Source organism: Streptomyces sp. NPDC093225 (assembly GCF_044753805.1).
Lineage (GTDB): Bacteria > Actinomycetota > Actinomycetes > Streptomycetales > Streptomycetaceae > Streptomyces.
Genome location: NZ_JBIVNX010000006.1, coordinates 20,463 through 39,860, shown reverse-complemented (window position 1 = coordinate 39,860; position 19,398 = coordinate 20,463). Strand labels below are relative to the sequence as shown.

The following is a 19,398-nucleotide window of genomic DNA, read 5'->3' as shown; positions in this document are numbered from 1 at the left end:
CGGTCATCCCCAGAGGTCGCTAGAGCCTCCGTACGTCCCCGCACTCGGTCCCGTACCGTGTGCGGGGACGTACTGCGTCATACGTACTGCGTCGCGCACGGACGCACACGTGCCCGCACGGACGTACGCGTACGCGGGCGCGCACGGACGACGGACCACGGGGAGCAGGGGAGGCGGCGCACATGTCCGGGAACCGGGACCGGTTCTCCACCGCGACCAGGCTGCGGCAGCTCGGGGAGCGCACCGCGGCGCACGTCTACCGCTCGCAGTCCCGGCGCCAGGTGCGGCGCAGTCGGCTGACCGGGCGCGCGGCCCTGCTGGTCCTCGTCCTCTGTACCCTGGTCGTCGCCCTCGCGTACCCGATGCGCCAGTACGTCTCCCAGCGTTCGGAGATCGCCGAGCAGCAGCAGGAGGCCGACCGGGCGCGCCAGCGCCTGGAGGAACTCCGGGACGAGAAGGCCCGCTGGCAGGACCCGGCGTACGTCGAGCAGCAGGCGCGCGAGCACCTGCACTACGTGCGACCGGGGGAGACCGGGTACACCGTGGCCGACCCGGAGGCCGAGGAGCGGCGCCGCGCCGAGACGGGCGAGGCCGACCGGCCCTGGTACTCCAACGTCTGGGACGGGGTCGACAAGGCCGACCGCCCGGACGACAACTGAGACCGCCGACGGCCGGCACCGAGCACCGCCGACCGTCGACGACCGCACACGACAACTGAGAGACATCACTTCAGGCATGGAAACGCCCCCGCCCCAGACCGAACGGACCGAGCCCACGGACGCGGACGTCGCCGCGTTCAAGGAGCAGCTCGGCCGCCCGCCGCGCGGGCTGCGCGCCATCGCGCACCGCTGCCCGTGCGGCCAGCCGGACGTGGTCGAGACGGCCCCGCGGCTGCCGGACGGCACGCCCTTCCCGACGGTGTACTACCTGACCTGCCCGCGCGCCGCCTCCGCCATCGGCACCCTCGAGGCCAACGGCGTGATGAAGGAGATGCAGGCCCGGCTCGGCACCGACCCGGAGCTGGCGGCCGCCTACCGGGCCGCGCACGAGGACTACATCGCCCGCCGCGACGCGATCGACGTGCTGGAGGGGTTCCCGAGCGCCGGCGGCATGCCCGACCGGGTCAAGTGCCTGCACGTGCTGGTCGGCCACTCGCTGGCGGCCGGCCCGGGCGTGAACCCGCTCGGCGACGAGGCCCTGGCGATGCTGCCCGAGTGGTGGGCCAAGGGTCCGTGCGTGACCCCCTGCGGGGAGCAGGGCACCGACGAGGAGAAGGAGTCCGAGTGACCCGGGTCGCCGGAATCGACTGCGGTACGAACTCCATCCGCCTGCTGGTCGCCGACGTCGACCCGGCCACGGGAGAGCTGGTCGAGCTCGACCGCCGGATGATCATCGTCCGGCTGGGCCAGGGCGTGGACAAGACCGGCCGGCTGGCCCCGGAGGCGCTGGAGCGCACCTTCGCCGCCTGCCGCGCGTACGCGGCCGTCATCAAGGAGCTGGGCGCGGAGAAGGTCCGCTTCGTGGCCACCTCCGCCTCGCGCGACGCCGAGAACCGGGACGAGTTCGTCGCCGGCGTGCTGGACATCCTGGGCGTCGAGCCCGAGGTGATCAGCGGCGACCAGGAGGCCGAGTTCTCCTTCACCGGTGCCACCCGGTCGCTGGCCGCCGCGGGTCGTTCGGACCTGGCGACGCCGTACCTGGTGGTCGACATCGGCGGCGGCTCGACCGAGTTCGTCCTCGGCGCGGAGCACGTGCGCGCCGCCCGGTCGGTCGACGTGGGCTGCGTCCGCATGACCGAGCGCCACCTGGTGGTCGACGGTACGGTCACCGACCCGCCGACCGAGGCGCAGGTCGCCGCGATGCGGGCGGACATCGAGGCGGCCCTCGACCTGGCCGCCGGGACCGTCCCGCTGGGCGAGGCCCGCACGCTGGTGGGGCTGGCCGGTTCGGTCACCACCGTGGCCGGGATCGCGCTGGGGCTGGCGGAGTACGACTCGGAGAAGATCCACCACTCCCGGATCCCGTACGAGCAGGTGCGTGCGATCAGCGAGCGGATGCTGACCGCGACGCACGACGAGCGGGCGCGGATCGGCGTCATGCACCCGGGGCGGGTGGACGTCATCGGGGCGGGGTCGCTGGTGCTGCTGGCGATCATGGAGCGCATCGGTGCGACCGAAGTCGTCGTGAGCGAGCACGACATCCTCGACGGGATCGCGATCTCGGCCGCGGAAGGGGTCGAGGTCGACGGGAGCCGCTGAACGATGGCGCTCCGGTCGGGCCCGCTGACCGGAGCGCCGTCATCACCGTCGGACTCAGATGGTGCGGTAGATGTCGCGCCGGTCGCCGACCTTGACGACGAGGACGACGAGCTCACCGTCCAGGACTTGATAGGCGATCCGGTGGTTGCCGACCCGGAGCCGGTAGAGGCCAGACGGTCCGGTGAGCTTCTTGACGTCGGCGTCCTCGCGGTACGGATCATCTCCCAGCGCGGTCAGTGCGGCGAGGATGCGCATTGCGGCTGGTTTGTCGATCGCCCGGAGCTGTCGTTGCGCCGCCGTGGTGAACCGGAACGCGTACTTCACGCCGCTCCGTCACCCCGCTCGCTGAACAGGTCGGCCAGCAGCTCGGCCATGGTCACGGTCGGACCGCCTTCGGCCAGCACGGCCTCCGCCTCGCGGGCGAGCAGTTCGTCCGCCGCTTCTTCGAGCGCGTTGAAGTCCGCGATGGGGACCAGGGCGGCCACCGGAGCGCCGTTGCGGGTGATGATGGTCGGCGCGCCCTGCTCCGCCCGGTTGATGTGGTCTGCGAGATGGGCGCGGGCCTCGCGCACGGTCACGGCATTCTCACTCATGACGGCAGTGTACGCGCGCATGTGTACACGCGCCGGTCCGGCGCCGAACAGGTGCGGGTTCACCGGGAATGCCGGACGGGATCGCGATCTCGGCCGCCGCGGGCGCCTGAGGGCCGTCGGAGTCGTGCCGTGAGGGGTCCGTGCGCGGGCCCCTCACGCGTCTCCGGGCGGGCCCGACCGGGTGGATCGGGGGGTTCCGGAGGTCGGGTACAGGGGTTTCGAAGGTCACTTCGGGGTTCTGAGAGGGCCATGACAGGGTCGTCGGCGCCGTCGTCCGCAGAAACTTCGTGAAGTTCTTCACAAGGAAAAAGGGTCCGGCGGGGGTCCGGAAGGGCCCTTCGGCTCTCTCCGGAGGCCCGGCGGCCCCTTTCGTGCGATGCGAACAGCCTACGGGATCCGTTTCGTTCGGATGAACAACAGCTCTGGTTCAGCTGTCCGTCGGCCGTGAGGTCCAGCTCAGCGGGGGTGTACAACGTGTTCCGTTACACCGTGGTTCCCGTGCGGCACCATGACCTGGGTCACGTGGGCGGCGCAGTGTAGCAGAGGGGCTATCGGTTCTTGTGAAGGGGCTCACGAGCATCCCCCTACTGGGTGCTGGATACTCGATGGCATGAGCACCACGGAGCGTCCCCGGATCCTCGTAGTAGGCGGTGGGTACGTAGGCCTGTACGCAGCCCGGCGCATCCTCAAGAAGATGCGCTACGCGGAGGCGACCGTCACGGTCGTCGACCCGCGGTCGTACATGACCTATCAGCCCTTCCTGCCCGAAGCCGCCGCCGGCAGCATCTCGCCGCGCCACGTCGTCGTCCCGCTGCGTCGGGTCGTCCGTGGTGCCGAGGTCCTCACCGGCCGCGTCACCAGCATCGACCAGGACCGCAAGGTCGCCGTCGTCGCGCCGCTCGTCGGCGAGGCGTACGAGCTGCCCTTCGACTACCTGGTGGTCGCGCTCGGCGCCGTTTCCCGCACCTTCCCGATCCCCGGCCTCGCCGAGCAGGGCATCGGCATGAAGGGCGTCGAGGAGGCCATCGGCCTGCGCAACCACGTCCTCGAGCAGCTCGACAAGGCCGACTCGACCACCGACGAGGAGGTCCGCCGCAAGGCGCTGACCTTCGTCTTCGTCGGCGGTGGCTTCGCCGGTGCGGAGACCATCGGCGAGGTCGAGGACATGGCCCGCGACGCGGCGAAGTACTACACCAACGTGAAGCGCGAGGACATGCGCTTCATCCTGGTCGACGCCGCCGACAAGATCCTCCCCGAGGTCGGCCCCGAGCTCGGCAAGTGGGGCAAGGAGCACCTCGAAGGCCGCGGCATCGAGATCTACCTGTCCACCTCCATGGACTCCTGCGTCGACGGCCACGTCGTGCTGAAGAACGGCCTCGAGGTCGACTCCAACACGATCGTGTGGACCGCCGGTGTGAAGCCGAACCCGGCCCTGGCCCGCTTCGGCCTGCCGCTCGGCCCGCGCGGCCACGTCGACACCGCCCCGACCCTCCAGGTCCAGGGCAGCGACTACATCTGGGCCGCCGGCGACAACGCCCAGGTCCCGGACCTCGCCGCCCGCAAGGCCGGCGTCGAGAACGCCTGGTGCCCGCCGAACGCCCAGCACGCGCTGCGCCAGGCCAAGGTCCTCGGCGACAACGTCGTCTCCGGCATGCGGGGCTTCCCGCAGACGGAGTACAGCCACGCCAACAAGGGCGCGGTCGCGGGCCTCGGCCTGCACAAGGGCGTCGCGATGATCGTCATGGGCAAGATGAAGATCAAGCTCAAGGGTCGTCTCGCCTGGTACATGCACCGTGGCTACCACGGCCTGGCCGTGCCGACCTGGAACCGCAAGATCCGCGTCTTCGCCGACTGGACCCTCGCGATGTTCCTGAAGCGCGAGGTCGTCTCCCTGGGTGCCATGGAGACCCCGCGCGAGGAGTTCTACGAGGCGGCCAAGCCCGCCCCGGCGCCGGCCGCCGCCGCGGCCGCCCCGGCCGAGAAGGCCAAGGCCTCGTAAGTACGACCCCGAAGGGGCCGCCTGCCATCCGTGGTGCAGGCGGCCCCTTCGGCGTGCCCGGGGGCATGAGAGGGCGGGCGGCGGGGTACGCGATCTCGATGGGAGTTTCCCTGGGAGGTGTGCCATGACCGGTGCCGCGTCGCGGCTGACCGATGCCATCGGAGTGCTCTTCGGCGCCCCGCCGCCCGTCCGGATCCGGGCCTGGGACGGCAGCGAAGCCGGTCCGGCGGACGCGCCGGTCCTCGTCGTACGGCAGCGGCGGGCGCTGCGCAGACTGCTGTGGAAGCCCGGGGAGCTCGGTCTGGCGCGCGGCTGGGTGGCCGGCGAGCTGGAGGTCGACGGCGACCTCTACGAGGCCCTGGAGCGGCTCGCGGGCCTGCTGTGGGAGCGGGATCCGGCCGCGGGCCGGAAGGCCTCCCTGCGCGATGCCCAGGTGCGCGGCGCGCTGCGCGACCTGGTGGCGCTGGCCGGGCCGCTGCCCCCGCCCCCGCCGCCGGCCGAGGAGGCTCTACGGGGCTCCGGGGCGCTGCACACCCGGCGCCGCGACCGGCAGGCGATCAGCCACCACTACGACGTGGGCAACGACTTCTACGCGCGGGTCCTGGGCCCGTCGATGGTGTACTCCTGCGCCTACTGGAGCCCGGGCGGCACCCTGGAGCAGGCCCAGTACGACAAGCTCGACCTGGTCTGCCGCAAGCTCGCCCTCGCGGAGGGCGACCGGCTGCTCGACGTCGGGTGCGGCTGGGGCTCCATGGCACTGCACGCGGCCCGCGAGTACGGCGCCCGGGTCACCGGCATCACGCTGTCGCGGGAGCAGGCCGCGTACGCCCTCAAGAGGGTCGCGGGGGAGGGGCTGGCCGACCGGGTCGAGATCCGCGTCCAGGACTACCGGGACGTCAGGGACGGCCCGTACGACGCCGTTTCGTCCATCGGCATGGCCGAGCACGTGGGCGCCGAGCGGTACCGCGAGTACGCCGGGGACCTGTTCGGGCTGCTGCGGCCGGGCGGCCGGCTGCTCAACCACCAGATCGCCCGGCCCCCGGAGGCGGACGAGGCGGCGTACCGCGTCGACGAGTTCATCGACCGGTACGTCTTCCCCGACGGCGAGCTCTCGCCGCTCGGCAGCACCGTCGCCGAGCTGGAACGGGCCGGCTTCGAGGTGCGGGACGTGGAGTCCCTGCGCGAGCACTACGCGCTGACGCTGCGGGCCTGGGTGGCCAACCTGGAAGACCACTGGGACGAGGCGGTCCGGCTGGCCTCGCCCGGCCGGGCCCGGGTCTGGCGGCTGTACATGGCCGCCTCGGCCCTCGGCTTCGAGCACGGCCGCCTGGGCGTCAACCAGGTCCTGGCCGTGCGGCAGGCCGAACGAGGGGTGTCCGGCCTCGGGTTGCGCACCCGCACCTGGAACACCGCCGCCCCGGAAAGCGGTTCCGAACCGGCCGCCGGGGGACCCGGACCCGCCGGGCTCCCCGACCTCGCCGTCGAGGGCCCCGGTCCCGGCGGGGGCTCGTTCGGGCTCGCCGAGTTCGGGGAGGCCGTCGAGCCCGTGCCCCCGGGCGGACCCGGGGTCCCCGCCGGGGCGGAGGAGCCCGTGGCGGAGGCGCCCGGCTACTGACCCCGACCAGGCCGCAGGGCCGGACGCGTCGCATGCGTCCGGCCCTGCGGGGCCACGGGTCCCCCCGCCGACCTACTCGGTCTTGATGGCCGTCAGCATGTTCAGCCGCGCCGCGCTGCGCGCCGGCCACATCGCCGCCAGCACGCCCACGACCGCCGCCAGCAGCAGGAAGACGCCGATCCGGTCGAACGGGATCACCAGCTCGTAGCCGGGGATCGAGTTCTTGAAGGTCTGGCCCAGCGCCCAGGCGAGGAACGTGCCCAGGCCGATGCCGAGGACCGCTCCGAAGAGGGAGATGACCACGGCCTCCAGCCGGATCATGTTCTTGACCCGGCCGCGGTCGAGACCGATCGCCCGGAGCATGCCGATCTCCTGGGTCCGCTCGTAGACCGACATCGCCAGGGTGTTCACGACGCCCAGCACCGCGATGATCAGGGCCATGCCGAGCAGGCCGTACATGATGTTCAGCATCAGGTTGATGATGCCGCCCTGCTCGTTGCGGATGTCCGTCTTGTCGGCGACGCTGATCGCCGGGTTGGAGCCGAGGGCCTCGACGACCTTCTGCTCGGCGGCCTTGGACTCGCCGCCGGCCATCTTGACGTACACGTTCGGGATGAACGGCCGCTCGGTGTGCTCGAGGATCAGCTCGTCGGACAGCACGTACGGGGAGACGAACTCGTTCTCCTTGTAGACCGCGCCGACCGTCAGCGTGGTCTTCCTGCCGTCCTCGTACTCGGCGGCGAAGGACTTGCCGACCGTCAGGCCCGCCTTGTCGGCGGTCTTGTCGGCGACGGCGACCTCGCCCTCGGCGAGGGAGGCCAGCGAGCCGTGGGTGACGTCGAGGGCGAGGACCTTCTCCAGCGCGCCCGGGGTGACGCCGGAGGCGGCCTTGTACTCGTCGCCGATCTTGATGTTGCCGGCGATCTGCGGGGAGACCGTGGCACCCGGGATCTGCCGCAGCGGCTTGAGGACGGCCTTGTCGAGGGTGTCGTGGTTGGCCATCGAGACCATGTAGTCGGCCTTGATGTTGTCCGTCGTCATGCGGTCCACGGCCTGGCCGACGGTGACGCCGAGCACGGTCAGTCCGGTGACCAGGGTCAGGCCGATGGTCAGCATGCCCGCGGTGACGCCGGTGCGGCGCGGGTTGCGGACGGCGTTCTGCGAGGCGAGCGAGCCGGCGACGCCGAACACCTTGGCCAGCAGCGGCCGGACGGTGGCGATCAGCGGGCGGGACAGCATCGGGATGAGCACGGCCACGCCGATGAGGGTGAAGAACGCGCCGCCGCCGATGGTCCAGCGGCCGTCGCCGCCCTGGGAGGCGCCCAGGAAGATCAGGCCGATGCCGAGGGCGGTCAGGACGCCGCCGACGCTGTTGAGGACGATCAGGGACTTGCCGGTGGTCGGCAGGTGCGCGCTGCCCATGGCGGCCACGGGCGGGATCTTGGCGGTGCGGCGGGCCGGCAGCCAGGCCGCGAGCATCGTGATCACGATGCCGACGACCAGCGCGATGATCACTGTGTTGGGGGCGATGACGACGTCGCCGGCCGGGATCTTGGCGCCGAAGGAGTCCATCGCGGAGCGCAGCGCGACCGCGAGGCCGACGCCCACGCCGAGGCCGGCCGCGGAGGCGGCGAGGCCGACGAGGAACGCCTCGGTGAGGACCGAGCGCTTGACCTGGCGGCGGGTGGCGCCGACGGCGCGCAGCAGGGCCAGTTCCTTGGTGCGCTGGGCCACCAGCATGGTGAACGTGTTGTAGATCAGGAAGACGCTGACGAAGAGGGCGATGAGGCCGAAGGCCAGCAGGCCCTGGTTCATGCCGGCCATGCCCTGCTCGATGTTGCGGGCCTGCTCGTCGGCGAGTTCGGCGCCGGTCTGGGCCTTGGCGTTGTCGCCGATCAGCGGCTTGACCTTCGACAGCAGGGCGTCGGCGGAGGCGCCGGCCTTCGCCGCGACGGAGACCTCGTCGTAGTAGCCGGGCTGGAGGTAGAGCTTCTGGGCCACCGGGGTGTCGAACAGGACCAGGCTGCCGCCGGCGTTGACCGCGCCGTCCTCGGTGGTGAAGACGCCGGAGAGGGTGTACTCCTTCACCGGGCCGTTGGTGGCCACGCGGACGGTGTCGCCGGTCGAGTAGCCGCCCTTGCGGGCGGTGTCCTCGTCGAGGGCTATCTGGCCGGCCGCGGACGGGCCGGTTCCGTCGGTGAACGCGTAGCGCGGGTCCTTGCCGTCCTTGACGGGGGCGAAGTTGGCGCCGGTGTTGGCCCAGCCGTTGCCGATGAGCTTGCCGTGCTTGTCGGCGACGCCGGCGAAGCCCTGCACGCGGCCGGAGACGGACTCGACGCCGTCCAGTGCGGCGATCTTGTCGACCGTCTTCTGGCCGAGGCCCGGCTCCGCCTTCTTGCCGGAGGCGTCGCGGACGCCGGGTCCGTACGAGGTGACGGAGACGGCCACGTTGTCGTAGCTCTTGCGGGACTGGTTGGAGAGGGCCTTGCCGACGGTGTCGGTGAAGACGAAGGTGCCGGAGACGAAGGCGACGCCGAGCATGACGGCGAGGACCGTCATGAGCAGTCGGGCCTTGTGCGCGAGGACGTTGCGCAGGGCTGTACGGAACATGGTGGGTGCGTCCAGGAAGTCTTGGGGTGCGGCTGAGGGGGCTCGTGGCTTCTCGGGGGAGGCCGGGGGCCTCAGCTGGTCCGGCCCTTGGCGTCGAAGGCCTTCATGCGGTCGAGCACGCCGTCGGCGGTCGGGCCGTACAGCTCGTCGACGATGCGGCCGTCGGCGAGGAAGATGACGCGGTCGGCGTACGAGGCGGCCACCGGGTCGTGGGTGACCATGACGACCGTCTGGCCCAGCTCGCGCACGGAGTTGCGCAGGAACCCGAGGACCTCGGCGCCGGAGCGCGAGTCGAGGTTTCCGGTGGGCTCGTCACCGAAGATGATCTCGGGGCGGGAGGCCAGGGCGCGGGCCACGGCCACGCGCTGCTGCTGGCCGCCGGAGAGCTGCGTGGGGCGGTGGGAGAGGCGGCCGGACAGGCCGACCATCTCGATCACCTTGTCCAGCCACTGCTTGTCGGCCTTGCGGCCGGCGATGTCCATGGGGAGCGTGATGTTCTCCAGCGCGGTCAGGGTCGGCAGCAGGTTGAACGCCTGGAAGATGAAGCCGATCTTGTCGCGGCGCAGCTGGGTGAGCTGCTTGTCCTTGAGGGAGCCCAGCTCGGTCTCACCGATGCGGACCGAGCCGCTGGAGAAGGTGTCGAGGCCCGCGACGCAGTGCATGAGCGTCGACTTGCCGGAGCCCGAGGGGCCCATGATCGCGGTGAACTGGCCCTGGGCGAAGTCGACCGAGACCCGGTCGAGCGCGACCACCTGGGTCTCGCCGTGGCCGTACACCTTGGACAGCTCCGTGGCGCGGGCGGCCACTGCGGTCGCACGGGGGGAGAGGTTCATGGTGGTCACGGGGTGCTCCTGTTCGGGCCGGATGCGCCCTCTGGGGGCGCGGTCTGCGGGACCCTTCCATCGTCGCCGGGGGAGACGCCCCTGGGATCAGCCGGCGAGGCCAATCCGGGGCCCACTGGAGTCTGACCGGACCAGCGGCGGCATCCTCCTTTGGTATGACGCCGCGAGCGGCGGCCCGCCGTGCGGGCGGGGGGTGGCCCGGGGTGGCGCAGGGGGAGCGAAATCCCGTCATTTCGCATGCGGCGAGGGGGGCCTGCCGTATCGTCCGGACCGCGCCTTCTCTCCCCTGACACTCCCTCAAGCGTCAATAAAATCAGACAACATCGGGTTGATCTTCGCCTGTTGGGAGGAGTCTTCCGGTTAGGCTCACCTTCTGCGTTCAAGGCTTTCGCGGAGCCGTACGCCTTGCCCGGATGGTGGAATGCAGACACGGCGAGCTTAAACCTCGCTGGCCTACGCGGCCGTGCCGGTTCAAGTCCGGCTCCGGGCACTTCCCTTCACCTCTCGAGGGAGAAGAACTCCGCGCACTCGACGGATAAAACCGGAGGGGCGACCTGTTTCCGGATTCGAAAACAGGTCGCCCCTCCGGTTTATTTGCGGAGCGCTCAGAAAATTCCCGTGACGGTGGTGGCCCAGCCGGCCGTTCCGGCCAGCAGGGGGTCGCTCGGGGCGGTCCTTCCGCCCGGGTGGAACAGCAGGCATCCGGTCACGCAGGTGGTGGTCCTCCGGGTGCCGTCCGCGTCCACGTACCGCACCGTGCGGGCGGGGTCGGCCGGCGTGGTCGCCCAGAAGTCGCCGTACGACCGGCCGGCCGTCGGGCGGAACTGCCGGTACGGGACCGCCGGGCCGCCGGCGGGGTCCGTGTAGCTGCCGGTCACGACCCGGCCCTGGACGTTGCCCGCGGAGGCGAGGCGGGGGCGCTCGGCCGCGGAGAAGCCGGCGGTGGCGTACGGCGTGCTGCTGCCGAGGGAGTAGGCGCCGCGGGTGATGCGGCCCGGCCGCAGCGCGAGCCGTCCGGTGGACTCGTTGCGGGTGACGAGGTCCTGGACGCCGTCGCCGTTCATGTCGCCCATGCTCAGCACGGTGGTGGAGCGCCAGCCAGTGGCGCCGAGGCGGACGGGGGAGCCGAGGTCGAAGGGCCTGGTCTGATCGGCACTGCCGTCCGAGCGGGTCCGGCCGCGGAACAGGGTCAGGCCCGCGTCCGTGCAGGTCGCGTCGGCGCACTCGCGGACGAGGAGGTCGTTGCCGCCCCTGTACCCGTACGCCGAGCCGCCGTCGAGGTCCCCGGGGAGGAGCAGCTGGCGCACCCGGGACCAGTCCTGGTCCGCGCCCCCGGCCGACGGTCGGACCAGCTCCTGCTTCGTCCGGCCGAACGGGGTGCCGAGGCCGCTGTTCGGGTAGAGGTAGAGCTTCCTGCCGCCGGCGAAGCGCACGACGTAGTCCTCGTACCCGTCCGGGCCGCCGCCCCCGATCCCGGTGAAGTCGCCGCCGTGCGCGACGAGCGCGCCCTTCCAGCCGGACGTGCCGATGGTCCTGGCGGCCCCGAAGCGACCGGTCCCCTTGCCCGGGTGGAGGCGGAGCCCGCCCTTCGCGTCCGTTGCCACGACGTCGGCGTAGCCGTCGCCGTCCAGGTCGCCGTGGAGGTCGTGCAGGGCCCGCCCGGAGGCGGGGGTCCGGCCCGGGGCGTAGACGAACTGCGGCTGCTCGGCCCGCAGCAAGATCTGGGTGACGGAGAGGTTGCCGGAGGTGTCGTACGCCGCGACGGCGAGCCCCATGGACGGCGTAATCGGTGCAGGTCGGGGGCCCTATGGGGGGCTTGTCGGGATTCGTCGGACACGTCGTCGGCCGTCGCGGGCAGGGGGACGCAGAACCGTGATCTGACCGAAACCCATCGGTCGCAGGTGGCGGGGAAAGATCCTCCCTCAGCAGTAGGGTGGATCCTTTGCTAACACATTACTCTTGACGCAAGGCCGCGCACGGTGGCCATGGAGGAGTGAGATGAGGAGCAGCAACCCGGTCTTCTCGCGACGGGGGTTCAGCCGCGACAACGGCTACGCCGGCTTTGAGGCGCAGCACGTGCAGGCCGGGACCGCGACCAACCCGTACGCGACCAACCCCTACGCCGCCGACCCGGCGACGGGCCTGCCGCAGGCCCCGGCCCGCGCCGGCGTGATGACGATCGACGACGTCGTCAGCCGCACGGCGCTCACGCTCGGCACGGTCATCCTGACCGCCGTCCTGGCGTGGACCCTGCTGCCCGTCGACGCGGCGAACCTGAACAAGTCGTACGGGATCGCCGTCGGCGCCGCGCTCGTCGCCTTCGTCCTGGCGATGGTCCAGTCCTTCAAGCGCAAGCCGACGCCGGCGCTGATCCTGGGCTACGCGGCCTTCGAGGGCGTGTTCCTGGGCGTCATCAGCGCCGCCACCAGCACCTACATCGGTGCGGGCGTGGTCATCCAGGCCGTGCTCGGCACCATGTGCGTGTTCGCGGCCGTGCTCTTCGCGTACAAGATGCGCTGGATCCGCGTGACCCGCCGCTTCTACGGCTTCGTCATGGCCGCGGCGCTGGGCTTCGTGCTCCTGATGGTCGCCAACTCGCTGTTCGCCCTCTTCGGCGGCGGCGACGGCCTCGGCTTCCGCTCCGGCGGCCTCGGCATCGTCTTCGGCATCATCGGCGTCGTCCTCGGCGCCGCCTTCCTCGCCATGGACTTCAAGCAGGTCGAGGACGGCGTGACGTACGGCGCCCCGCGCGAGGAGTCGTGGCTGGCGGCCTTCGGCCTCACCATGACGCTGGTGTGGATCTACCTGGAGCTGCTGCGGCTGTTCCAGATCCTTTCCGGCGACGACTAGTCGTACCGGCCCCCTGAGGGGCGCCCGGCCCTCCGAGGGCCGCCCGGCGTACGAAGCCCCCGCGAGCTCGGCTCGCGGGGGCTTCCGCGTTGGTGGAGCGGGAGTCCTTTCGGCTAGCCCAGCTTGCGGGCGGCCCGTCGCAGGTCGTACTCGTGGATGATCGCCTTCGCGTGGCCGTAGGACAGCTCGTGCATGGAGCGCAGCCAGCTGACCTTCTCGTCGAAGTTGGTGAGGGAGGGGCCCTCGTCGACGGTGCGCAGCCAGTCGGCCATGTCACGACCGGTCGCATCGGGGATGCGGGAAAGCATGTTCCGGTGGGTTTCCTCGGAGAACTCTTGGGACATGGGCGCCTCCGGACGCATGTGACGAGCCTGGTTCTCTTTACGTCACGGTGCCCGAGCATTCGCCTGTTGGCAACACTGCCGTGCGGGCGCGTAGGGTCGCGGCGTGCTCGATACCTCACCGCTGACCGATGCCGTGGAACGCTTCGCCGACCGGCTCCGAGCCGCTCCGCAGAGCCGTCTCCAGCGCGGCGCCGCCGCCGACGGGCTGGCACTGGCCCGGGAGCTCGCCGTACGGGCGCAGCGCCTGGAGGGCGCGGACGGGGCCGTGGCGCCCCGGGAAATGCCCGACGAGGGGGTCTTCGTGGTCGGCGATCAGGTCGCGGTGGCCGGCGCCGACCTGGCCGAGGCGCTCAGGAACGCGGGAACGGCCTCGCCCGGGATGGTGGACGAGGCCGTACGGCTGGTCGCGGAGGCGGAGCGGCGGGCACTGGCCTGAGCGCGCGGCCCGGGCCGACCGGGCCGCCCGGGGCGGTCAGAGCGAGGCGATGACGCGGTCCGCGAGGATGTAGACGTTGTTCTCCGGGTCGTCCGCGTCGCCGCCGCACGAGAACGTCAGCGCGTACGCGCCCGAGATCCCCGAGCCGCCCAGCAGCACCGGCGCCGTGCCGGACCGCAGGGCCTCGGCGAGCCGCTCCGCGGTCTCCCGGTGGCCCGGGGTCATGCACAGCGTGGTGCCATCGGTGAACACGTACACGTCGAGCGTGCCGAGCGGGCCCGGTCGGACGTCCGCGAGGGCGGTGCGCGCCTCCGCGAGCTCCTCCAGACGGCTCACGGTGCGCTCGTGGTCGGCGTGCGGGGACGGCTGGACCGGGACGAAGTCGGGGTGCGAGGGGTGCCGGCGGCGGGCCGCGGCGAGCTCCGGGGAGTCCTCGGGGTACTCCGGGTCGGCGGCGTCCTCCAGGAGCGGCTCCAGGCCCACCAGGTCCGCCTGGCGGGGCAGGAACACCGGGTTCTCCTCGCCCAGCGCCGGCAGCCCGCCCAGCAGGGACGGCGCGTCGGCCGCGTCGCGGGCCTCCTGGGCCGCCCAGAACGCCCGCGCCTCGGCGAGCTCGCGCTCGCGCTCCTCGGCCAGGGCCTCGGCGACGGCGGCCCGTATCTCGGCGGCGGGGCTGTCCGCGGCGTGCCGGGCGTGCGGAACCGTCGCACCGCGGGCGTGCGCGGTCGTCGCGAGGTCGGTCCGCAGGGCGGTGACCTGCTTGCGCAGCCCGTGGACGGCGTGCAGCGCAGCAGCGCCCACGGCCGTCGCGGCGGCCGTGGTCAGCAGCAGGACAAGAGACATGGCGCTCACTGACTAACTCCTGATGTGTTCCGATCCCCCGACTTCCTACATCAGCTTGTCCCGACCTGGGAATGGCGTGCAGTGCATTACGTCACGAAATGGACAGGGCGTTCGTCACAGCAGAACCACCCGTCTAGCGGTTGACCTGCAAAAATGCCGAACCCCCGGGACGTAGGTCACATCCTGGGGGAAATTCGGTCACAGGTCGGCCGCGACGGGGTTGGAACCGCCGCGGCTGCGAAGGCTCAGGCGGTGGCCGGTACGGGCACCCAGGCGGCAGGATGCCCGTACGGCAAACGATTCCTCAGCTCAGCCGCTCGATGACCTTGGTCGCGCTGAGCCTCGCCACCGCTGCGGGCAGGTGCCGCCCTCCTTCGTCGGGCGACCCCTACCCTCCGCTAAGGCTCAGCTCAGCCGCTCGATGACCATGGCCATGCCCTGGCCGCCGCCCACGCACATCGTCTCCAGGCCGAACTGCTTGTCGTGGAACTGGAGACTGTTGATCAGCGTGCCGGTGAGGCGGGCGCCGGTCATGCCGAAGGGGTGGCCGACGGCGATCGCGCCGCCGTTGACGTTCAGCTTGTCGATGTCGATGCCGAGGTCCCGGTACGAGGGGATCACCTGGGCGGCGAAGGCCTCGTTGATCTCGACCAGGTCGATGTCGCCGATGGTCAGGCCGGCCCGCTTCAGGGCCTGCTTCGACGCCTCGACCGGGCCCAGGCCCATGATCTCGGGGGACAGGCCGGAGACGCCGGTGGAGACGATGCGGGCCAGCGGGGTCAGGCCCAGCTCGCGCGCCTTGGTGTCGCTCATGATGACCAGCGCCGCGGCGCCGTCGTTGAGCGGGCAGCAGTTGCCGGCGGTGACCAGGCCGTCGGGGCGGAAGACCGGCTTCAGGCCCTGGACGCCCTCCAGCGTGACGCCGGCGCGCGGGCCGTCGTCCTTGCTGACGACCGTGCCGTCGGGGAGCGTCACCGGGGTGATCTCGCGCTCCCAGAAGCCCTTCTTGATGGCTTCCTCGGCCAGGTTCTGCGAGCGGACGCCGAACTCGTCCATGTCCTGGCGGGTCACGCCCTTGAGGCGGGCCAGGTTCTCGGCGGTCTGGCCCATCGCGATGTACGCGTCCGGGATCAGGCCGTCCTCGCGCGGGTCGTGCCACGCCGAGCCCTCGGACTGGGCGACCGCGGCCGTACGGGCCTCGGCGTCCCCGAAGAGCGGGTTGTGCGTGTCGGGCAGGCCGTCGGAGCTGCCCTTGACCGAGCGGGAGACCATCTCGACACCGGCCGAGATGAACACGTCGCCCTCGCCGGCCTTGATGGCGTGCAGGGCCATGCGGGAGGTCTGCAGGGAGGACGAGCAGTAGCGCGTGACGGTGCAGCCCGGCAGGTGGTCCATGCCCATCTGCACGGCCACGATGCGGCCGAGGTTGTGGCCCTGCTCGCCGCCGGGAAGGCCGCAGCCGAGCATCAGGTCGTCGATCTCGCGCGGGTCCAGCTCGGGGATCTTGGCGAGGGCGGCCTGGACGATCGTGGCGGTGAGGTCGTCCGGACGGAGGTCCTTCAGGGACCCCTTGAAGGCGCGGCCGATCGGTGAGCGGGCTGCGGAAACGATGACGGCTTCGGGCATCACACGGCTCCAGGGGATGCGGTACGGAATCTGGCAGGACCGCAGGTGAAGTTACCGGTCCGTACGGGCCTTTTCACGGGCGAGGTGGTGTGACGCCCGCCGCATCCGTCCCGGTGGGGGGTGCCGCAACGACGTCCCGTGCCGGGCCGCCGGGTGCTTCCACGCCGTCGTGCGACGCGTCGACGGGGGGTGCGGTCGGTGCGTCCGGCGGTGCTCCGGACGGCGCCTCGGCCCGGGCCAGGGCCGGGACGCGCCGCCGGCGCCGGTGCTTGAGCAGCGCCCACGGGGCGCGGGCGCCCGTGACCTCGGTGCCGGCGACCGAGGCCGCCGCCGAGGCCGCCTGCGCGACGGGCAGCATGTCCTCGTTCCGCGTGGTGTCGAGGGCGTCCGCCCCCGGCCACAGCCCGAGCGCCGCGCACACCGTCGGCAGCATGGCCATCGCCGCGGTCGCGTACCCCTCCGCCGACGGGTGGTACGCGTCCGGCCCGAACATCTCCCGCGGGTTGGCCTCGAACTCGGGACCCAGCAGGTCTCCCATGGACACCGTACGCCCGCCCTGCTCGACGACCCCTATGGTCTGGGCGGCGGCCAGCTGCCGCGACACCCGCCGGGCGAGCCACCGCAGCGGCTGGTAGACCGGCTCGATCGTGCCCAGGTCGGGGCAGGTGGCGACGGCCACCTCCGCCCCCGCCGTGCGCAGCCGCCGCACCGCCGCCGTCAGCAGCCGCACCGACTGCGTCGGCGGCATCCGGCGCGTCACGTCGTTCGCCCCGATCATGATCACGCACACGTCCGGCACGTACACGGACGGCTCCTCCAGCAGCAGTCGCACCTGCCGGTCCAGGTCGTCGGACATGGCCCCGGACAGCGCCACGATCCGCAGGTCGACCGGCCGCTCGGCGACCGCCGCGAGCCCCGAGGCCAGCAGCGCTCCGGGGGTCTGGCCGGCCCGGCGCACCCCGAGCCCGACCGCCGTGGAGTCGCCGAGCATCGCCAGCCGCAGCGGTCCGGCGTCACCCGGGGTCCCGAACTCGGTGCCGTACCGGCCGTCCGCGCGCGGCGGATCCTCCTGGCCGGTGCCGATGGTCTGCTTCGCGAGCTGGGCCTCCGCGAGCAGCAGTCCGAAGGCCGCCGCGCCGAGCAGCCCGATCCCGCCACCGCCGTACGCCGCGCCCGCCGCGATCCGGCGTGCTGTCCTCGCCCTCGACACCGCTTCGCCACCTCCTCCTGGTGACCCGGCCGTACACGGCTCTACCTGCCCCGTACTGCCGGTCGGCCAATCACTTTCCGCATAGTCTGGCGACACCTCCCGGAGAACCCGTGGAGTCCCCTCCTTGGAGAACATGGTGCAATTCCACGACTCGATGATCAGCCTCGTCGGCAACACCCCGCTGGTGAAGCTCAACCACGTGACCGAAGGCCTTCAGGCGACGGTCCTCGCCAAGGTCGAGTACTTCAACCCTGGCGGGTCCGTGAAGGACCGCATCGCGCTCCGCATGATCGAGGCCGCCGAGCAGAGCGGCGCGCTGCAGCCCGGCGGCACCATCGTCGAGCCGACCAGCGGAAACACCGGTGTCGGACTTGCGATCGTGGCCCAGCAGAAGGGCTACAAGTGCATCTTCGTGTGCCCTGACAAGGTCTCCCTCGACAAGATCAACGTGCTGCGTGCGTACGGGGCCGAGGTCGTCGTCTGCCCGACGGCCGTGGACCCGGAGCACCCGGACTCCTACTACAACGTCTCCGACCGCCTCGTCCGGGAGACGCCGGGGGCCTGGAAGCCGGACCAGTACAGCAACCCGAACAACCCCCGTTCGCACTACGAGACGACCGGTCCCGAGCTGTGGGAACAGACCGAGGGGAAGATCACTCACTTCGTCGCGGGCGTCGGCACCGGCGGCACCATTTCCGGCACCGGCAACTACCTCAAGGAGGCGTCCGGCGGCAAGGTGAAGGTCGTCGGCGCCGACCCCGAGGGCTCGGTGTACTCCGGCGGCTCCGGCCGCCCGTACCTGGTCGAGGGCGTGGGCGAGGACTTCTGGCCGACCGCGTACGACCGGAGCGTGGCCGACGAGATCATCGCCGTGTCCGACAAGGACTCCTTCCAGATGACCCGTCGCCTCGCCAAGGAGGAGGGCCTGCTGGTGGGCGGCTCCTGCGGCATGGCCGTGGTGGCCGCGCTGCGCGCCGCCGAGGGCCTGGGCCCGGACGACGTGGTCGTCGTCCTGCTGCCGGACAGCGGCCGCGGCTACCTCAGCAAGATCTTCTCGGACGAGTGGATGGCCGGTCACGGCTTCCTCGAGGAGGCCGGCCCGGCGGCGCGCATCGGTGACGTCCTCGCGGACAAGGAGGGCGGCAGCATCCCGTCCCTGGTGCACATGCACCCCGAGGAGACCGTCGGCGAGGCCATCGAGGTGCTGCGCGAGTACGGCGTCTCGCAGATGCCCGTGGTCAAGCCGGGCGCCGGCCACCCGGACGTGATGGCCGCCGAGGTCATCGGCTCGGTCGTGGAGAAGGAGCTGCTGGCGGCGCTGTTCGCGCAGCGGGCCGCCCTGAGCGACCCGCTGGAGAAGCACATGAGCGCGCCGCTGCCGCAGGTCGGCTCCGGCGAGCCGGTGTCGGACCTGATGGCCGCGCTGGGCGAGGCCGACGCGGCCATCGTGCTGGTCGAGGGCAAGCCGACCGGTGTGGTCAGCCGCCAGGACCTGCTGGCCTTCCTGGCCAAGACCGCGAAGTAGCCGCGCCGCCGGGGCTCCCCCGGTACGGGTGCCGCCCGTGCCGGACGCCCCGGTACGGGTGCTGCGCGTCGCGCAACCGGTACGAACGCGACACGTCACGGCAGCACGCGCTTAACAACGCTCCGGCACAGTGGTGGTCGTCGGCAGGGCCCGCCAGGGCCCGGCCGGCCCACGCACGGCGCCAGGGACCTCCGGAGCGGCTCCCGGAACTCCATGGCCGCCACGGACGCGAGACCGGCCCTGACCCGGCCCGTGTCCTCGCGGGGACCGCCGCCGTCCCGATCTCCGGGCCCGCCCGGAGGTGCGGTGGTCCCCGCCACATCCCTCCCCGCCGCATCCCCTCCCCGCCGCACCCCCTGCGGCCTCCGGCCCCGCCCGCGGCTGCGCCCGGGCCGTCCGCGGGCTGACCGCCGCTTGCCGTCCTGCATAGATGCATGCAGAGTGCTGCGTGAGTGAATGGACGGGAGGGGCGGGATGAGCGGGACCACGGCCGGCCGGGGCGGGAACGCGGCCGGTACCGGCGGTGACGGGGGTACGACCGGCACGTCCGCGGCCGGGGGGGGGGCCCCCCCCCCCCCCCCCCCCCCCGGGGCCCCCCCCCCCCCCCCCCCCCCCCCCCCCCCCCCCCCCCCCCCCCCCCCCCGCCC

At 72.0% G+C, this 19,398-nt stretch carries 17 protein-coding genes and 1 tRNA gene; 9 read left to right on the top strand and 9 right to left on the bottom strand.

Annotation, left to right across the window (positions count from 1 at the left end):
* Positions 1-182: 182 nt before the first annotated feature.
* The 3 genes from ACIQCH_RS08235 to ACIQCH_RS08225 all read left to right on the top strand — a co-directional run bounded on the left by ACIQCH_RS08235 (position 183) and on the right by ACIQCH_RS08225 (position 2,258).
* Positions 183-659, top strand: a complete 477-nt coding sequence (locus ACIQCH_RS08235; RefSeq protein ID WP_402579223.1) for a septum formation initiator family protein — start codon at positions 183-185, stop codon at positions 657-659.
* Positions 660-735: 76 nt separating this feature from the next.
* Complete coding sequence (locus ACIQCH_RS08230) at positions 736-1,287, top strand: DUF501 domain-containing protein (protein ID WP_402579221.1); 552 nt, start codon at positions 736-738, stop codon at positions 1,285-1,287.
* A complete protein-coding gene (locus ACIQCH_RS08225) occupies positions 1,284-2,258 on the top strand; it encodes an exopolyphosphatase (protein WP_402579219.1) in 975 nt (324 codons plus the stop codon). Before ACIQCH_RS08230 ends, ACIQCH_RS08225 begins: the two co-directional genes overlap by 4 nt.
* A gap of 54 nt (positions 2,259-2,312) precedes the next feature.
* Here ACIQCH_RS08225 and ACIQCH_RS08220 read toward each other — a convergent pair whose 3' ends face one another.
* Both ACIQCH_RS08220 and ACIQCH_RS08215 read right to left on the bottom strand, forming a co-directional pair.
* On the bottom strand, positions 2,313-2,582 hold the full coding sequence (locus ACIQCH_RS08220) for a type II toxin-antitoxin system RelE/ParE family toxin (protein ID WP_402579217.1): 270 nt from the start codon (positions 2,580-2,582) through the stop codon (positions 2,313-2,315).
* Positions 2,579-2,851, bottom strand: a complete 273-nt coding sequence (locus ACIQCH_RS08215) for a type II toxin-antitoxin system Phd/YefM family antitoxin (RefSeq protein WP_134073792.1) — start codon at positions 2,849-2,851, stop codon at positions 2,579-2,581. The genes ACIQCH_RS08220 and ACIQCH_RS08215 overlap by 4 nt, the downstream gene beginning before the upstream one ends.
* A gap of 610 nt (positions 2,852-3,461) precedes the next feature.
* Between ACIQCH_RS08215 and ACIQCH_RS08210 the strand changes: the two genes are divergently transcribed.
* Entirely contained in the window at positions 3,462-4,850 is a 1,389-nt protein-coding gene (locus tag ACIQCH_RS08210; protein ID WP_402579215.1) for an NAD(P)/FAD-dependent oxidoreductase, read from the top strand.
* Positions 4,851-4,974: 124 nt separating this feature from the next.
* Positions 4,975-6,465, top strand: a complete 1,491-nt coding sequence (locus tag ACIQCH_RS08205) for a class I SAM-dependent methyltransferase (RefSeq protein ID WP_402579213.1) — start codon at positions 4,975-4,977, stop codon at positions 6,463-6,465.
* 72 nt (positions 6,466-6,537) lie between these two features.
* Here the strand turns inward: ACIQCH_RS08205 and ACIQCH_RS08200 are convergent, their stop codons facing one another.
* Positions 6,538-9,075 carry an ABC transporter permease gene (locus ACIQCH_RS08200; protein WP_402579211.1) on the bottom strand — a complete coding sequence of 846 codons (2,538 nt, stop codon included), beginning with the start codon at positions 9,073-9,075 and terminating at the stop codon, positions 6,538-6,540.
* 71 nt (positions 9,076-9,146) lie between these two features.
* Positions 9,147-9,908: an ABC transporter ATP-binding protein gene (locus ACIQCH_RS08195; RefSeq protein WP_402579518.1), complete on the bottom strand. Its 762-nt coding sequence runs from the start codon at positions 9,906-9,908 to the stop codon at positions 9,147-9,149.
* 416 nt (positions 9,909-10,324) lie between these two features.
* Here ACIQCH_RS08195 and ACIQCH_RS08190 point away from each other — a divergent pair.
* Positions 10,325-10,407, top strand: a tRNA-Leu gene (locus tag ACIQCH_RS08190).
* A 115-nt stretch (positions 10,408-10,522) separates the two neighbouring features.
* Here ACIQCH_RS08190 and ACIQCH_RS08185 read toward each other — a convergent pair.
* On the bottom strand, positions 10,523-11,692 hold the full coding sequence (locus tag ACIQCH_RS08185; protein WP_402579209.1) for an FG-GAP repeat domain-containing protein: 1,170 nt from the start codon (positions 11,690-11,692) through the stop codon (positions 10,523-10,525).
* Between the two features lie 223 nt (positions 11,693-11,915).
* Here ACIQCH_RS08185 and ACIQCH_RS08180 point away from each other — a divergent pair, with 223 nt between their 5' ends.
* The gene (locus tag ACIQCH_RS08180; protein ID WP_402579208.1) at positions 11,916-12,767 is read left to right on the top strand and encodes a Bax inhibitor-1/YccA family protein; all 852 of its coding nucleotides are present in this window, start codon (positions 11,916-11,918) and stop codon (positions 12,765-12,767) included.
* A 113-nt stretch (positions 12,768-12,880) separates the two neighbouring features.
* Here the strand turns inward: ACIQCH_RS08180 and ACIQCH_RS08175 are convergent, their stop codons facing one another.
* Positions 12,881-13,111 carry a DUF4287 domain-containing protein gene (locus ACIQCH_RS08175; protein WP_402579206.1) on the bottom strand — a complete coding sequence of 77 codons (231 nt, stop codon included), beginning with the start codon at positions 13,109-13,111 and terminating at the stop codon, positions 12,881-12,883.
* 103 nt (positions 13,112-13,214) lie between these two features.
* Between ACIQCH_RS08175 and ACIQCH_RS08170 the strand changes: the two genes are divergently transcribed.
* Positions 13,215-13,547, top strand: a complete 333-nt coding sequence (locus tag ACIQCH_RS08170) for a hypothetical protein (RefSeq protein WP_402579204.1) — start codon at positions 13,215-13,217, stop codon at positions 13,545-13,547.
* A 36-nt stretch (positions 13,548-13,583) separates the two neighbouring features.
* Here the strand turns inward: ACIQCH_RS08170 and ACIQCH_RS08165 are convergent, their stop codons facing one another.
* The 3 genes from ACIQCH_RS08165 to ACIQCH_RS08155 all read right to left on the bottom strand — a co-directional run bounded on the left by ACIQCH_RS08165 (position 13,584) and on the right by ACIQCH_RS08155 (position 17,226).
* Complete coding sequence (locus ACIQCH_RS08165; RefSeq protein ID WP_402579516.1) at positions 13,584-14,390, bottom strand: hypothetical protein; 807 nt, start codon at positions 14,388-14,390, stop codon at positions 13,584-13,586.
* 405 nt (positions 14,391-14,795) lie between these two features.
* Entirely contained in the window at positions 14,796-16,016 is a 1,221-nt protein-coding gene (locus ACIQCH_RS08160; RefSeq protein WP_402579202.1) for an acetyl-CoA C-acetyltransferase, read from the bottom strand.
* 73 nt (positions 16,017-16,089) lie between these two features.
* The gene (locus ACIQCH_RS08155) at positions 16,090-17,226 is read right to left on the bottom strand and encodes an SGNH/GDSL hydrolase family protein (protein ID WP_402579200.1); all 1,137 of its coding nucleotides are present in this window, start codon (positions 17,224-17,226) and stop codon (positions 16,090-16,092) included.
* Positions 17,227-17,362: 136 nt separating this feature from the next.
* Here ACIQCH_RS08155 and ACIQCH_RS08150 point away from each other — a divergent pair, with 136 nt between their 5' ends.
* Entirely contained in the window at positions 17,363-18,751 is a 1,389-nt protein-coding gene (locus tag ACIQCH_RS08150) for a cystathionine beta-synthase (RefSeq protein ID WP_402579514.1), read from the top strand.
* The last annotated feature ends 647 nt before the right edge of the window (positions 18,752-19,398 follow it).

Excerpts from the sequence above, each read along its gene's own strand:
- ACIQCH_RS08235 (WP_402579223.1), top strand. The coding sequence starts at position 183 with ATGTCCGGGAACCGGGACCGGTTCTCCACCGCGACCAGGCTGCGGCAG.
- ACIQCH_RS08230 (WP_402579221.1), top strand. The coding sequence starts at position 736 with ATGGAAACGCCCCCGCCCCAGACCGAACGGACCGAGCCCACGGACGCG.
- ACIQCH_RS08215 (WP_134073792.1), bottom strand. The coding sequence starts at position 2,851 with ATGAGTGAGAATGCCGTGACCGTGCGCGAGGCCCGCGCCCATCTCGCA.
- ACIQCH_RS08210 (WP_402579215.1), top strand. The coding sequence starts at position 3,462 with ATGAGCACCACGGAGCGTCCCCGGATCCTCGTAGTAGGCGGTGGGTAC.
- ACIQCH_RS08205 (WP_402579213.1), top strand. The coding sequence starts at position 4,975 with ATGACCGGTGCCGCGTCGCGGCTGACCGATGCCATCGGAGTGCTCTTC.
- ACIQCH_RS08200 (WP_402579211.1), bottom strand. The coding sequence starts at position 9,075 with ATGTTCCGTACAGCCCTGCGCAACGTCCTCGCGCACAAGGCCCGACTG.
- ACIQCH_RS08195 (WP_402579518.1), bottom strand. The coding sequence starts at position 9,908 with ATGAACCTCTCCCCCCGTGCGACCGCAGTGGCCGCCCGCGCCACGGAG.
- ACIQCH_RS08185 (WP_402579209.1), bottom strand. The coding sequence starts at position 11,692 with ATGGGGCTCGCCGTCGCGGCGTACGACACCTCCGGCAACCTCTCCGTC.
- ACIQCH_RS08180 (WP_402579208.1), top strand. The coding sequence starts at position 11,916 with ATGAGGAGCAGCAACCCGGTCTTCTCGCGACGGGGGTTCAGCCGCGAC.
- ACIQCH_RS08175 (WP_402579206.1), bottom strand. The coding sequence starts at position 13,111 with ATGTCCCAAGAGTTCTCCGAGGAAACCCACCGGAACATGCTTTCCCGC.
- ACIQCH_RS08165 (WP_402579516.1), bottom strand. The coding sequence starts at position 14,390 with ATGTCTCTTGTCCTGCTGCTGACCACGGCCGCCGCGACGGCCGTGGGC.
- ACIQCH_RS08160 (WP_402579202.1), bottom strand. The coding sequence starts at position 16,016 with ATGCCCGAAGCCGTCATCGTTTCCGCAGCCCGCTCACCGATCGGCCGC.